At 57.0% G+C, this 13,450-nt stretch carries 15 protein-coding genes; 9 read left to right on the top strand and 6 right to left on the bottom strand.

Translation table 11 applies throughout. The features are described from left to right. Nucleotides 1-5: 5 nt before the first annotated feature. Complete coding sequence (gene pyrF / locus K1718_RS01440; protein ID WP_265679974.1) at nucleotides 6-734, bottom strand: orotidine-5'-phosphate decarboxylase; 729 nt, start codon at nucleotides 732-734, stop codon at nucleotides 6-8. Between the two features lie 66 nt (nucleotides 735-800). Next, nucleotides 801-1,649, bottom strand: coding sequence for an SDR family NAD(P)-dependent oxidoreductase (locus tag K1718_RS01445; protein WP_265679973.1), 849 nt, complete (start codon nucleotides 1,647-1,649; stop codon nucleotides 801-803). A gap of 173 nt (nucleotides 1,650-1,822) precedes the next feature. Here K1718_RS01445 and hisB point away from each other — a divergent pair, with 173 nt between their 5' ends. From hisB to coaA, 8 genes are read left to right on the top strand one after another with little or no spacing between them, the layout of a single operon-like run. Further along, the gene (gene hisB / locus K1718_RS01450; protein WP_265679972.1) at nucleotides 1,823-2,416 is read left to right on the top strand and encodes an imidazoleglycerol-phosphate dehydratase HisB; all 594 of its coding nucleotides are present in this window, start codon (nucleotides 1,823-1,825) and stop codon (nucleotides 2,414-2,416) included. Between the two features lie 14 nt (nucleotides 2,417-2,430). Continuing rightward, the gene (locus K1718_RS01455; RefSeq protein ID WP_152499059.1) at nucleotides 2,431-2,940 is read left to right on the top strand and encodes a DUF2628 domain-containing protein; all 510 of its coding nucleotides are present in this window, start codon (nucleotides 2,431-2,433) and stop codon (nucleotides 2,938-2,940) included. Beyond that, the gene (gene hisH / locus K1718_RS01460) at nucleotides 2,937-3,590 is read left to right on the top strand and encodes an imidazole glycerol phosphate synthase subunit HisH (protein WP_265679971.1); all 654 of its coding nucleotides are present in this window, start codon (nucleotides 2,937-2,939) and stop codon (nucleotides 3,588-3,590) included. The genes K1718_RS01455 and hisH overlap by 4 nt, the downstream gene beginning before the upstream one ends. 19 nt (nucleotides 3,591-3,609) lie before the next feature. Next, on the top strand, nucleotides 3,610-3,897 hold the full coding sequence (locus tag K1718_RS01465; protein ID WP_152499061.1) for a DUF1330 domain-containing protein: 288 nt from the start codon (nucleotides 3,610-3,612) through the stop codon (nucleotides 3,895-3,897). A gap of 5 nt (nucleotides 3,898-3,902) precedes the next feature. Beyond that, on the top strand, nucleotides 3,903-4,646 hold the full coding sequence (gene hisA / locus K1718_RS01470) for a 1-(5-phosphoribosyl)-5-[(5-phosphoribosylamino)methylideneamino]imidazole-4-carboxamide isomerase (protein ID WP_265679970.1): 744 nt from the start codon (nucleotides 3,903-3,905) through the stop codon (nucleotides 4,644-4,646). Continuing rightward, on the top strand, nucleotides 4,643-5,422 hold the full coding sequence (gene hisF / locus K1718_RS01475; protein WP_152499063.1) for an imidazole glycerol phosphate synthase subunit HisF: 780 nt from the start codon (nucleotides 4,643-4,645) through the stop codon (nucleotides 5,420-5,422). The genes hisA and hisF overlap by 4 nt, the downstream gene beginning before the upstream one ends. 23 nt (nucleotides 5,423-5,445) lie before the next feature. Continuing rightward, a complete protein-coding gene (locus K1718_RS01480; protein ID WP_152499064.1) occupies nucleotides 5,446-5,769 on the top strand; it encodes a phosphoribosyl-ATP diphosphatase in 324 nt (107 codons plus the stop codon). A gap of 45 nt (nucleotides 5,770-5,814) precedes the next feature. After that, nucleotides 5,815-6,780: a type I pantothenate kinase gene (gene coaA / locus K1718_RS01485; protein WP_152499065.1), complete on the top strand. Its 966-nt coding sequence runs from the start codon at nucleotides 5,815-5,817 to the stop codon at nucleotides 6,778-6,780. Nucleotides 6,781-6,859: 79 nt separating this feature from the next. Here the strand turns inward: coaA and K1718_RS01490 are convergent, their stop codons facing one another. From K1718_RS01490 to K1718_RS01505, 4 genes are all read right to left on the bottom strand, one after another. Next, complete coding sequence (locus tag K1718_RS01490; RefSeq protein ID WP_265679969.1) at nucleotides 6,860-8,563, bottom strand: methyl-accepting chemotaxis protein; 1,704 nt, start codon at nucleotides 8,561-8,563, stop codon at nucleotides 6,860-6,862. Nucleotides 8,564-8,738: 175 nt separating this feature from the next. Next, complete coding sequence (locus K1718_RS01495) at nucleotides 8,739-10,613, bottom strand: VHL beta domain-containing protein (protein WP_265679968.1); 1,875 nt, start codon at nucleotides 10,611-10,613, stop codon at nucleotides 8,739-8,741. Between the two features lie 100 nt (nucleotides 10,614-10,713). After that, the gene (locus K1718_RS01500; RefSeq protein ID WP_152499068.1) at nucleotides 10,714-11,271 is read right to left on the bottom strand and encodes an ActR/PrrA/RegA family redox response regulator transcription factor; all 558 of its coding nucleotides are present in this window, start codon (nucleotides 11,269-11,271) and stop codon (nucleotides 10,714-10,716) included. A gap of 76 nt (nucleotides 11,272-11,347) precedes the next feature. After that, nucleotides 11,348-12,694 (bottom strand): ActS/PrrB/RegB family redox-sensitive histidine kinase, encoded by a 1,347-nt coding sequence (locus K1718_RS01505; protein ID WP_152499069.1) that lies wholly within the window; start codon nucleotides 12,692-12,694, stop codon nucleotides 11,348-11,350. Nucleotides 12,695-12,885: 191 nt separating this feature from the next. Here K1718_RS01505 and secB point away from each other — a divergent pair, with 191 nt between their 5' ends. Further along, nucleotides 12,886-13,395 carry a protein-export chaperone SecB gene (gene secB / locus K1718_RS01510; protein WP_152499070.1) on the top strand — a complete coding sequence of 170 codons (510 nt, stop codon included), beginning with the start codon at nucleotides 12,886-12,888 and terminating at the stop codon, nucleotides 13,393-13,395. The last annotated feature ends 55 nt before the right edge of the window (nucleotides 13,396-13,450 follow it).

A 13,450-nucleotide genomic window follows, 5' to 3' on the forward strand; every position in this document is an offset into this window, starting at 1 on the left:
GCAGATCAGCCAAGCGCACCTTCAATTTCCTGAACAACGGCGTCGGCAGCAGCACCCGGGTCATCAGCCTTGCTGATCGGGCGGCCGACAACCAGATAGTCGCTGCCTGCGCGGATGGCGTCTGCCGGGGTCATAACCCGGCGTTGATCGCCTGCCGCGCTGCCAGCGGGCCGGATGCCGGGTGTGACGATGACGAGTTCGTCTCCAAGGAGCACCCGCATCTTTTCAGCCTCAGGCGCGGCACAGACGATGCCTCCCATGCCCGCCGTGCGGGCATCACGCGCCCGGCTCTCCACGACGTCGGCAAGCGGGCCGCGATACCCCGCCGCGACGAGATCGTCTTCATCCATCGAAGTCAGAACGGTGACCCCGAGAAGACACAGATTGGGGTTGCCTTCGGCCTGCAATCCCTTCACAGCCGCGCGCATGGTCTTCGGATACCCGTGCAACGTCATGAAAGTCATGCCCATTTTGGCGACGTTTCGAACGGCCTTCTCGATCGTATTGTCAATGTCGTGCAGTTTGACATCGAGGAAGATCTTCTTGCCGTCAGCAGCCAGATCGCGGGCAAACTCCAGGCCACCGGCGAATTGAAGCTCCATACCGATCTTGTAGACGCCGACCTTGCCTTCCGTTTTTTTTACCAGCTCTTCAGCTTCGCCAAGGGTCGGAACATCAACAGGCAACATCAGGCGATCGAGTGCGGAAGTCGGGGCAAAAGGGCTGGTTGGCATCGGCAAGATCCTTTTCTAACGGACAGGCGCCCCGTGCTTAGCACTAGGGGCGCCGTTGTTCTACCGTCAGGGCTTGCCATCCTTCTCAAATTCGGCGAACGCCTCCTTGTAGTCGGCATGCCAGCGGCTCAAGGGTGGGCGATTTTCGATAATATCGCCGATGGCCCACTGCGCACGCCGTCGGTCACGAACGCTGTCGACGTCATTGTCCGGACAAAGGACGTAGAAATCTCCTGCCGACATTCTTTCGATGAAATAGTCGACCGTTTGCTCGCTCGTCCAGGCCGCATCAGGCTTTTCCGGGATGAAGGCGGCAATCATTCCGGTGTAGGTGAATCCGGGAACGAACAAGTGGACGGAGATCGGCGCAGCCTTTTCACGCAGCTCATGTGTCAATTGCTCGCTAAGCACTTTGACCGCCGCCTTGGTGACATTGTAGCCCGGGTTGCCAGGAGGCGTCGTGATGCCCTGCTTGGAACCGGTGTTGATGATGACCGCCGGCCTTCCGGCATCGATCATGCGTTGTGTGAAGGCCTGGACACCGCGAAGAACACCAAAAAAATTGATGTCCATCATCTGTGTCCAGTTTTCCATACGGTCCCAAGCCCCGGTCGGGCGACTGATGCCGGCATTGTTCATCAGGATCGCCACCGGGCCCAGCTCGAACGCTTTGTCCGCGAGTGCTTCCACCTGTTTCGTATCCGACACATCGGTTTCAACAGCTTCAACAATCGCGCCCGATCTTGCTGCTTCGCGCACTCTTTCGACCGCCTCATCAAGTTGGTCGCCGGGCAAATCTGCCAAAACCACACCAAGTCCGGCCTCTGCAAAGCGGATCGCGGCAACCAGACCGACGCCGCTTGCAGCGCCGGTCACCACAGCAAGACCACCCTCGGATATCGCTTCCCTGTACATGTCAAATTCCCTTGTGACTGGGCCATTGCCAACGGCAATTCGGTGGCCGATTGGTCCTTGGATCGTTCTTGTCGGCCTATAGGACGATACCCGATGTCGACGTCGCTATTTCATTAGCTGCATCAGGCTGCTACAACACCGCCCGTTCCTCACCTTAGCAAGGACAGCAATCCATGCGCACAGCGAAAATATCGCGCGACACCAAAGAGACCCGCATCTCGGTCGAAATCAATCTGGACGGTACGGGCGCATATGACGTCAAGACCGGCGTCGGGTTCTTCGATCATATGCTGGAGCAGCTCTCGCGCCATTCGCTGATCGACATGCATGTCCGCGCCGAAGGCGACACGCACATCGATTTTCACCACACAGTGGAAGACACTGGAATAGCGCTTGGGCAGGCGATGTCATCTGCGCTTGGCGATATGGCCGGTATCACACGCTACGCGGACACGCATCTGGCAATGGACGAGGCTCTTACCCGTTGCGCCCTCGATGTTTCCGGACGGCCTTTCCTGGTGTGGGATGTGACCTTTGACCGGGACAAGGTCGGCGACTTCGATACAGAATTGTTTGAAGAGTTTTTTCGCGCATTCACCATGAATGCGGGCATCACCCTTCATATCGCCAATCTTTATGGCTCCAATTGTCACCATATCGCCGAAACCTGCTTCAAGGCCGTTGCGCGAAGCTTGCGCAAGGCTATGGAAATCGACCCGCGTCAGGCGGACAGGATACCGACAACCAAGGGCCAGCTTGGCGGCTAGGCAAGGACAAGTCCATGAGCACTTACGTTGTGATGGCGCCGCCGGAATTTAACGATCTGGCAGGTGACCCGCTCCAGAGCGACCGGCTTGCCTTCGTTCCGGACGGATTTTCAGTGCTGGCCTTTTTGTTTTCGATCATCTGGATGCTGGTTCACCGTATGTGGCTGGTACTGCTCGGCTATCTGGGGATTGCACTTGTCGTGGAACTTCTGGCGCTCGCCGTCAGTCCCGAGGCAACGGCGATCGCTGCATTTGTTGTTTCGATCCTCTTCGGCTTCGAAGCACAGGCGCTTCGCCGTTGGTCGCTGGAGCGCAAGGGCTGGCGCGTGGTCGGAATTGTCGACGGTGTCAATCGCGCGGAGGCCGAGTTGCGCTTCCTGCACAAGGCAGCGGACCACCTGGCCCCGGAACCAGTCGTACAAAATGACCTGCAGCGAACCTCGCCCACACCAACGCCGATCGTCCCAAGGGTTGGCAGCGAACGTGTGGTCGGCCTGACGCTCGGTCCGGAGATCCGTCAATGACAATTGCAATTATCGACTATGGCTCGGGCAATCTTCGCTCGGCCGAGAAGGCATTTGAGCGCGCGGCAAGATCGCACGCTCACGTACCTGATGTCTTCGTGACCTCAGATCCAGATCGAGTGCGAAAGGCCGACAGGATCGTACTTCCTGGCGTCGGCGCTTTTGCGGATTGCAAGCGCGGCTTGTGGGCCGTCGACGGTATGCCTGAGGCGCTTGAAGAAACTGTGCGTCAAAACGGCAAACCATTCTTCGGCATCTGTGTCGGCATGCAGTTGATGGCTACAAGAGGCCTCGAATTCGAAACCGTCAACGGTCTTGGCTGGGTCGAGGGAGACGTTTCTGCGATGGAACCTTCAGATCCATCCCTCAAGATACCGCATATGGGATGGAACACGATCAATGTTGCAAACGGCGCGCATCCCGTTCTGAACGGAATTCAGACAGGACCAGACGGGCTGCATGCCTATTTCGTCCACTCCTACCACTTTGCCTGTACCAACCAGACCGACTGCCTGGCGAGCTTCGACTATGCCGGCAGCTTTACGGCCATGGTGGCGAAAGACAACATGATCGGCACTCAGTTCCACCCGGAAAAAAGCCAACGGCTGGGCCTCGCCCTCATCGCGAATTTTCTGGAATGGACACCGTAACAACTGCTTGGAGGATCCGATGAGCAAGGGATACTGGATTGCCCGCGTCGATGTGCATGACGCGCAGAACTATCCGAAGTATGTCGAAACAGCGAAGCCTGCGTTCGAGCGCTTTGGGGCTAACTTCCTTGCGCGCGGTGGTACGACCAACGCAATCGAAGGACCGGGAAGGGCCAGAAACGTCGTGATCGAGTTTCCGAGTTTTCAGCATGCGGTCGATTGCTACAATTCGCCCGAGTATCAGGAAGCGGTGAAAATCCGTCAGCAATATGCCGATGGCGAAATCGTCATCGTGGAAGGAATTTAAATAGTATGATCCTGTTTCCCGCCATCGATTTGAAAGATGGTCAATGTGTGCGTTTGAAGCTCGGCGACATGGACCAGGCGACCGTTTTCAATGACGACCCTGGCGCTCAGGCGAAGTCTTTCGAGGACCAGGGTTTTGAGTGGCTTCACGTGGTCGATCTCAACGGCGCCTTTGCCGGCGAGAGCGTCAACGGAACTGCGGTCGACGCCATCTTGTCCTCGACGTCAAATCCGGTGCAGCTCGGCGGCGGAATCAGGACATTGGACCACATCGAAACCTGGCTTTCGAAAGGCATCACGCGGGTCATTTTGGGAACCGTTGCCGTGCGTGACCCCGGTCTTGTCAAGGAAGCCTGCCGCAGGTTTCCGGGAAAGATCGCCGTCGGCATCGATGCCAAGGGCGGCTATGTTGCCGTTGAAGGCTGGGCTGAAACCTCCGAGCTGACCGCTGTCGCTCTTGCCAGACAGTTTGAAGATGCCGGTGTATCGGCGATCATCTACACGGATATCGATCGGGACGGAGTCCTCAAGGGCCTTAACATTCCATCCACGCTGGACCTGGCCAACGCAGTTTCCATCCCGGTCATTGCTTCAGGAGGACTCGCCTCCATTGAGGACATTCATCGCCTGCTGAAGCCAGACTGTGCCATTCTGGAAGGTGCAATTTCCGGACGGGCGCTTTATGACGGCAGACTGGATCCGGCGGAAACCATGTCGCTGATCCTTGCAGAGCGGAGCAAAGCATCATGAGCCTGAAAGCCCGTGTCATTCCGTGCCTGGACGTCAAGGACGGCCGCGTCGTCAAAGGCGTCAATTTCGTCGACCTGATTGATGCCGGCGACCCGGTTGAAGCCGCCAAAGCCTATGATGCTGCGGGTGCCGACGAACTCTGCTTCCTCGACATCACCGCGAGCCATGAGGGCCGCGACACGATTTTTGACGTTGTCCGGCGGACCGCAGAGGCCTGTTTCATGCCGGTGACGGTCGGTGGCGGCGTACGGTCGGTGGAAGACATCCGCAAATTGCTGATCGCCGGCGCGGACAAAGTGTCGATCAACACTGCCGCGGTGAAGAACCCGGACTTCGTGCGCGAGGCGGCCGAAAAATTCGGTGCACAGTGCATCGTCGTGTCAATCGATGCCAAACAGGTCAACGAACCCGGCACTCCCGAGAAATTCGAGATCTTCACCCATGGTGGCCGCACGCCGACCGGGATCGATGCAATCGAGTTCGCCAGGAAAGTGGTTGACCTGGGCGCAGGCGAACTGCTGGTCACGTCGATGGATCGAGACGGTACCAAGGCCGGTTACAATATTGCCCTGACCAGGGCGATTGCCGATGCTGTGCCCGTTCCCGTCATTGCATCGGGAGGTGTCGGCAATCTGGACCACATGGTCGAAGGCGTGCGGGACGGGCATGCGACCGCCGTACTGGCGGCATCGATTTTCCATTTTGGCGAACACACTATCCACGACGCCAAGCAATATATGAGTGATGCAGGCATCCCGATGCGTCTCGATGCCTGACCTTGCCCTTAGGACATAGCCCAATGACCGACTTCACTTTGGAAGATCTTGACGCCATTATCGCTAGCCGTGCCAAGAGCAGCGATGAAACGTCCTATACGCAGAAGCTGGTCAGGAAGGGCGTTGCCAAATGCGCCCAGAAACTGGGGGAAGAGGCCGTCGAGGCAGCTATTGCTGCCGTTCAGGAAGACCGGAAGGAATTGACGGCAGAGGCCGCCGATCTGCTTTATCATTTGTTGGTGGTTTTGAACGTATCTGAAGTTCCGTTGAAGGATGTCATGTCGGAACTTGCCGGCCGCACAGGCCAAACAGGACTTGAGGAGAAGGCATCGCGGCCTAGGGAATAACCTCCGGAGACGCTGGAAAGCCGCGCTGCAGGGACTGCGAAGACGATGGATCAGAAAGTCGCAACAGCCCTGGACATGGATTTGTCCCCCTACCGGGTGTTCACTGAGCGCCAGTGGGCGAAGTTGCGTGCCGACACACCCATGACGCTGAGCGAACATGAGGTTGCGCAGCTGCAAGGTCTGAACGCGCCTGTGTCGATGGAACAGGTAGAAACCATCTATCTGCCACTTTCCCGGCTGCTCGCCTTCTATGCCGAGGCTACCGTCAGGATCCACCAGGCGACACAGGAGTTTTTGGGTCACCGGGAGAACAAGACGCCGTTCATCATCGGCGTGGCCGGATCGGTTTCGGTTGGCAAATCCACGACTTCCCGCGTGCTTCGTGAATTGCTTGCAAGATGGCCTGCAAGCCCCAAGGTCGACTTGATCACCACAGATGGCTTTCTCTTTCCCAATGCCATATTGGAATCCGAAGGTCTGATGAGCAAAAAAGGCTTTCCTGAAAGCTTCGACCGGCCGCGGCTTCTAAAGTTCCTCTCAGACATCAAGGCTGCCAAGCGCAACGTACGTGCGCCGGTCTACTCCCACTTCTACTACGATGTCATGCCCGGTCACGCGGTCACGGTGGACCGCCCCGACATCTTGATTGTCGAAGGTCTGAACGTATTGCAGACACGTGAACTGCCGAAAGACGGCAGAGCTGTGCCGTTCGTGTCCGATTTCTTCGACTTTTCCGTTTATATCGATGCGGATGAGGATCTTCTGCGCAAATGGTATGTTGATCGCTTCATGCGACTTCGTGAGACCGCGTTCCGCGATCCAAGTTCCTATTTTCACAAGTACTCGCGCATAACGGACGAGGAAGCGTTGGCAACAGGCGACCGGATCTGGACTGAGATCAACCTGGTCAATCTGCGCGAAAACATTTTACCGACGCGTCCAAGGGCCGACCTGATCCTGAGCAAGAATGCCAGTCACCACATTTCGAAAGTGGCCCTTCGCAAGGTCTAGGTTTTTCAGATATCAAAACGAAAACACCCGCGGCTGAATTGGCCGCGGGTGTTTTTTTGTTTCAGATAGAAGCGTTCTGTCAGGCAGCTTCGTTCCGTTGCGAGGTAAGTTCGCGCACAGTGTCGAGGAACGAGGTCACCTTGCCACGGAGATCGCTTGCATTGGTTTCAAGGTCACCGGCTGCAACGTCAACGGTCTGAGCAGCTTCCTTGGTGTTGCCTGCGGCGTCCGAAACACCCTGGATGGTGCTGCTGACCTCAACCGAGCTTTGCGATGCCTGCTGTGCGTTTTCAGCGATTTCCTGTGTCGCCGCACCCTGCTCATCCACGGCTGCTGCGATGGACGATGCAATCTCGTTCATGTTGTTGATGATTTCGGTCACCGATCCGATCGCACCGGCGGCCTGTTCGGTTTCGCCCTGGATCGCGGAGATCTGGCTGGAGATTTCTTCCGTTGCCTTGGACGTCTGTGTGGCCAGTTCTTTCACTTCCGCAGCAACAACCGCGAAGCCTTTGCCCGCCTCACCAGCGCGCGCGGCTTCGATCGTCGCATTGAGCGCCAGCAGATTGGTCTGTTCCGCAATCGCTTGAATGAGCGTGACGACCTCGCCAATCCGGCCCGCAGCCTCAGAAAGGCCATGCATGCGCTCGTTGGTCGCCTCGGCTTCTTCGGCCGCCTTGGCAGCAATTTCGCTGGAGGACTGGACCTGACGACGGATCTCGTTGACCGAGGCTGACAGTTCTTCTGCAGCCGCCGCAACTGTTTCCACATTGCTGGAAGCCTGCGTGGAAGAGCTGGAGACAACAGTCGACTTTTCCGTTGTTTGCTCGGCACCGACCATCATGTCGGATGATGCCGATTTCAGGCGATTCACAGACGTTTCGATTGTCTGCATCAGACCGGTGATCTGATTGTCGAAATCCTGACTGATGTCGCGGACCTGTTCACCGGTTCTTGCCGCGATCTCGCGAGCTTCATGCTGGTGGATCTCAAGTTCCTTGCGTTCGGTTTCATTGGCAACAAAGACCTGCATGGCGGTTGCCATCTTGCCGATTTCGTCGCCACGATCCGCGCCTTCAACAACGATGTTTGTATCGCCTTCTGCGAGCGTCCCCATATTGGCGGTCAATGCGCGCAACGGGCTGACGGTCTGACGAACGGCTACCATGGCGATTGCAATAGCGATTGCAGCACCGATCAATGCCAGCGTGATGATTTTGGTCGCCGCGCTCCAATATGCTGCATCCAGATCATCAATGTATACGCCCGTTCCAACCATCCAGTTCCAGGCGTTAAAACCTTCACCCCAGCCGTATTTTTCGATTGGGACTTCACTGTTTGCACGCGGCCAATAGTAAAGCAGCGGGGCACCACCGGCTTTGGCGTGACCGATGAGTTCTTCAACAATCTTGACTCCGGTTTTGTCTTTGAAGTCAATCATATTGGTGCCGTTCAGCGACGTTTTCGGATGCACAAGATTGGTGCCGTCAAAGTCGTAAACGTAAACGTAGTTGTTGCCTTCGAAGCGGATTGCTCCGATGGCAGCTTTCGCAGCGATCTGAGCTTCTTCGCGTGTCATGTCGCCGGCTTTCTCCAACTCATGAAAGTGAGCTGCGATTGAGACGGCGCTATCCGAAATGTCTTCGATTTTTTTGAGACGTTCGGTGAACATCGCTGAATAGAGACTATTCAGACTAACTGCACAGATTGCGACTGTGAAAACGAGGATCGTCGCGATGGGGAGGCTAATCTTCCACGTGATGGGCCAGCGAGAGAAGGACATGATCAATTGATTCCTTTTGTAGGATTACAAACAGAATCAATTCAAAACTTGACCAATTGCTTAATCGCAGTGCAACAAAATCGCCAAATTTTGCTTTATCGACAATCGCTACGAATTACTACTGAGATTTTCTTCTCCTATTAGTAGATCAGTCTTCCAATACACCTTTTAGTACTTATCGCCTTGCGCAGAAAACGTCCCTCAGCCCGGGTCTTGACCATGTTGCATTTTGAACCTGGCCTTTCAGGACATGCCCCTGTGATTCGAAATAGAACGTGTTCGAGCTGCCTTGACGTTGCAGCGTCACCGCCCCATAGCCCATCTCGGCAACCGTCGCAGACTGGCCATCCGGAGAGAACACCACGTTCAAGTCGATGCCGGCCGTGCACAGATAGTCGGCGACATTTGTGCGCGCCTGTTGCTGAAAGACGGGTTGACTGGCACTCCCCACATCTCCTGGAGGGATTGGGCCAGCAGGTTGGCCATTGTTGAACTGGTTGTTTTGCAGTCCCCCTGGCTGGCCAAGATTGCCCGGCTGCCCGAAACCGCCCTGATTGCCGAAACCACCAGGCGTTGCCGCGTTCGGCGGGCCTGAGACAACAACTTCACGATATGGCGTACGAGAGACGTAGATCCCGCGGCATTCACCACTTGCGCCGCGCACCGTCCAGGCGTGCGAGACATAGGTTTGCTGTTCCAGGATCTGTCCGGGCTCGAGGCGGGCGTAAGGCCGCTCTCCGCCACGATAATCGACCCAGTGTACCTCGATCGGCTGACGGCTGGCGTTCCGGAAGACGATTTGACCAGGCCGAACGGCCTCAACCGAACGCACTCGGCCAAGCTCGCTGCAGGAAAGGTCAGATCCGGGCTCTTCTCCAGAAGGGCCGAAACCTTCGTCCGAGACAATCTGCTGTGGCAGGGCGCATGTGGCCACAAAAAGCCGCACCGGATTAGCGCTGCCTTTCAGCGAAACCCCATGAGTGGGCAGACCTTCGACAGCAATCGTCAGCTCGGACTGCTTGATCATGGCCTCCCAAAGCGGATCGGTCATCTCGATATTCACTTCAGGAAGGGAGACGCCAGCCTCATTTGCAGCGGACGAGCCGAAGGCGTTGTAAGTGCCCTGGAAGTCGCCGGCGGTAATCCGCACCGCCTGGGGCATGCCTTCCAGCAGACCTGCGGGAGCCTGTTGAAACGTGATTTTGGCGAAACCGGACTGAGTGGTGCAGTCGGCTCTGAAGTCCCTGTCATCGGTCTGCGGTACCGCGTGCTGAAGGAAGGAGGCCGATCCCGGCTGGCTTCCAGGTTCGGCCAGCCACTGGCGGTTTTCTGAAACACTCACAAGAACGGGCTGCGAATTGCCGGAACCATCCGAAAGGCTATCGCGGACGATGGTTTCCAGATCTCCTGGTACGGATGCCGTTTCCGTCCCGTCCGGGTCAGGTGTCGAAATCGGCGTATCCACCTGTTCCAGTGGCTGCAGACCGTCCCGGTTTTCGGGCGGATTGATTTCGGTGATCGAAGATGACGGCGTCTGACCGGTGTCGGTTTGAGGAGCTGTCGCCGTCGTTTGCGTCTGCGTCTGTGTTTGCGTCTGACTGGCGCTGGTTTCAGCGGTGCTGCCTCCAACCGGTCCCGCTGCTGTCCCGGTATCGCTGCCGACAACCCGCGCGGCTGCTCCAGGCTTGCCGTCGCTGGTGACATCGACCACAACGGTGCTGCCGCCGCAGATATTGGCGTCGCGATGGAGAACACGGCTGTTTTCAAGCGTGACTTCAAGTTTGACATCGCAGGAGGGACGATTGGCGTCGCCGCCTTGCGTATCGATGACTACACCTTGCGCATCCCGACTGATAATCGGCCGATACTTTTTGTTGACGGTGATCGACCGAATTCCTGGTTCAGCCGGCTCCACATTGATGCGCAGGGTTTCCGGGACCGATTGTGCAAAAGCGCCGCCACCAGCGCCCAGGAACGCCAGACTGCAGGCCGCCAGCAGGCCGGATTTCAACACAGGGGAATAACGTACGTAAGCAGCTGCAAGCCGCATGAGCGATCTCCATTGGAGCGCAGGAATACCACCAAGTGGAGTTACTTAGGCAAAGTGGCAGCGAAAGGGCAACCCTGCAAACGGCGAAACTCCCGGATTCTCACCGGGGAGCACGCTTGGCAAGGATACGTTGCAGGGTTCGGCGATGCATGTTGAGCCGTCGCGCAGTCTCAGAAACATTCCGGTCGCACAGCTCGTAGACGCGCTGAATGTGCTCCCAGCGAACCCGGTCCGCCGACATCGGATTTTCCGGCGGCTCAGCCTTTTCTTCCGGCTTGCGCGCCAGGGCTGCAACGATATCGTCGGGATCAGCCGGTTTTGCCAGATAGTCGATCGCCCCCAATTTGACCGCGGTTACAGCCGTCGCAATGTTTCCGTAGCCGGTCAGTACAATTGCACGGGAATCGGGCCGTTTTTGGCGAATCTGCTGAATCACGTCGAGACCATTGCCATCTTCGAGACGCATGTCGACGATGGCAAAGGCAGGTGCGTTGCGTGTGATCTTGGCCGCTGCATCCTGAACACTGTCGGCGGTTTCAGGAACAAACCCCCGTTTTTCCATCGCACGGGCCAGGCGCTGCTGGAAAGGCTTGTCATCGTCAACGATGAGGAGGGTCTTGTCCTCCGATGTATTCATGGCAGTAATCGAGTCCGTCATTGCGCGTTACCGTTTTTATTCTTTATGACATGTTGCAGAGGTCGGATTTGGCAATATCGTCAACCGTCTGTTTCCGTCAGTTATTGTCGTTATGGGGTGAAAATGACGTTTCGTCCACTCTGTCTTCAGATTCAAAGACCACGCGCGGCCAACTGACACGTATATGTGCGCCTCTCGAAGGAGGTGGCAAATTTTCCAGATGCAACTTTGCGCCCGTGCGCTCCAGCAGCGTTTTGGCGATGAAAAAGCCAAGGCCGAGACCGCCACCAGTGCCTGCTTGATGAGCCTTGCTGCCTCTGACCGAAACATACGGGTCACCGATCTTGCCCAGGATGTCCATCGAAAAGCCGGGACCGTCGTCCTTGATGGAGATGGACAACGTGGTCTCATCCCAGTTCGCTGAGACATCGACGCGGTCTTTGGCAAAATCAACCGCATTTTCCAGAAGATTGCCAAGGCCGTAACGAATGGCGGCGTTGCGCGTTCCAACCGGTTCGCTGCCGTCACCCTGGTGAGTTGAGTGGATGGCAACACCCATGCCGCGGTGCGGATCGATCACGTCTTCCAGAAGCTGCGAAACCGGAATTCGCTGATAGGTCCTGTCTTCGTCGCTTGAAAGGCTCGTGAGCTGTTGAAGAATTCCACGGCACCTTTCGGCCTGCGAGCGGATCAGCGCCACATCTTCTCCTCGGGTATCACCGCTTTCGAATTCGTCCGTCAGCTCTTTGGCCGCCAGATAAATGGTCGCAAGCGGTGTCCCGAGTTCGTGCGCCGCCGCCGTTGCCAGACCATCGAGTGCGTTCAGATGTTGCTCGCGCGCAAGCACCAGTTCGGTTGCCGCAAGCGCATCTGCCAATTGCCGGGCTTCCTCGGCCACCCGGAAGGCATAAATCGCCATGAAGCCGAGTGTTGAGACAAGTGCGATCCAAAGCCCAATAGAATAGACAACAGGCAAGTCGAACTCCGCTCCGACCGGCCAAGGCAAAGGCAGATGGAAAACCGCAAGTATCGTTGCGCTGGCAGTCGCCAGAATACCGAGCATGACCGTATAGCGGGCGGACAGGCCCGTGGCCGATACCATCACCGGTGCCATCAACAAGAACGCAAACGGATTGCCAAGGCCACCGGTCAGGAAAAGCAATCCACTCATCTGCAAAATGTCATAGGCAAGTTGCATCGTCGCGGCCCGTTCCGACAGGCGCGTGACAGCAGGTGAGCGGATCCTCAAAAAGATATTGAGCCAGGCAGACAGAGCCACCATGGCAAATGCCGGACCGATCGGAAGCGGGTAGGCAAGTCCCACATGCACCACAAGCAGCGCAGCCGTCTGGCCCCCCACCGCCAGCCAGCGCAGGCGTACCAGCGTGTCAAGTTTCAATCGCCTGTGAGGCAGGGTGATGTTTGAGGTCAGAGTTTCAGGCATGTCGGTTTCGTTAGCGCAGAAGGTTCCTTCTTTTGAAGCGGTTTGGCGCCTCTGGCAAGGCTGCGCCCTTGTGCCGGAGGGATCTAGATGGTAGCCCACCGCTAACAAGGTTGCCCGGGTCACGCGGACCGGCAACCAGGCGGAGCGTTTTTGGGCTCTTCATTTCAGCACCGCGAGACGGAATTGACACGATGACCGATATTAATGAAGGCGGCGCACAGCCGCAGGCGGAAGGCGCCGCAGCGCCGGGCATGCACATCCTTGGCCAGTACATCAAGGATCTGTCTTTTGAAAATCCGAATGCTCCGCGCTCGCTGACGCAAGGCGACCAGCCGAAACTCGACATCAATGTCAATGTTGGCGCTCAGCAAATGGGTGATGACCAGTACGAAGTGATCCTGACACTGACTGCCAAAGCCGAGCGTCCGGATATGGTCATGTTCAATGTAGAGCTTGTCTATGCCGGCCTGTTCAAGGTTACCGGCGTACCGCAGGAACACATGCATCCCTTCATCATGATTGAATGTCCGCGCATGATTTTCCCGTTCGCGCGCAATATCCTGTCCGAAGCAACCCGCAATGGTGGTTTCCCGCCGCTTATGCTCGACCCAATCGACTTTGCGCAGCTCTATCGTCAGAACATGGCGCAGCAGGCAGCGGCCAAGCAAGGCGAGGGCGAAGGCGAGCAGAAGCCGAACTGATCACCTGACCTATCCAAAGGTGTAAAAAACCCGCGCAGCTTAGCTGACGCGGGTT

The sequence above is a fragment of the Roseibium porphyridii genome, assembly GCF_026191725.2.
GTDB lineage: Bacteria > Pseudomonadota > Alphaproteobacteria > Rhizobiales > Stappiaceae > Roseibium > Roseibium porphyridii.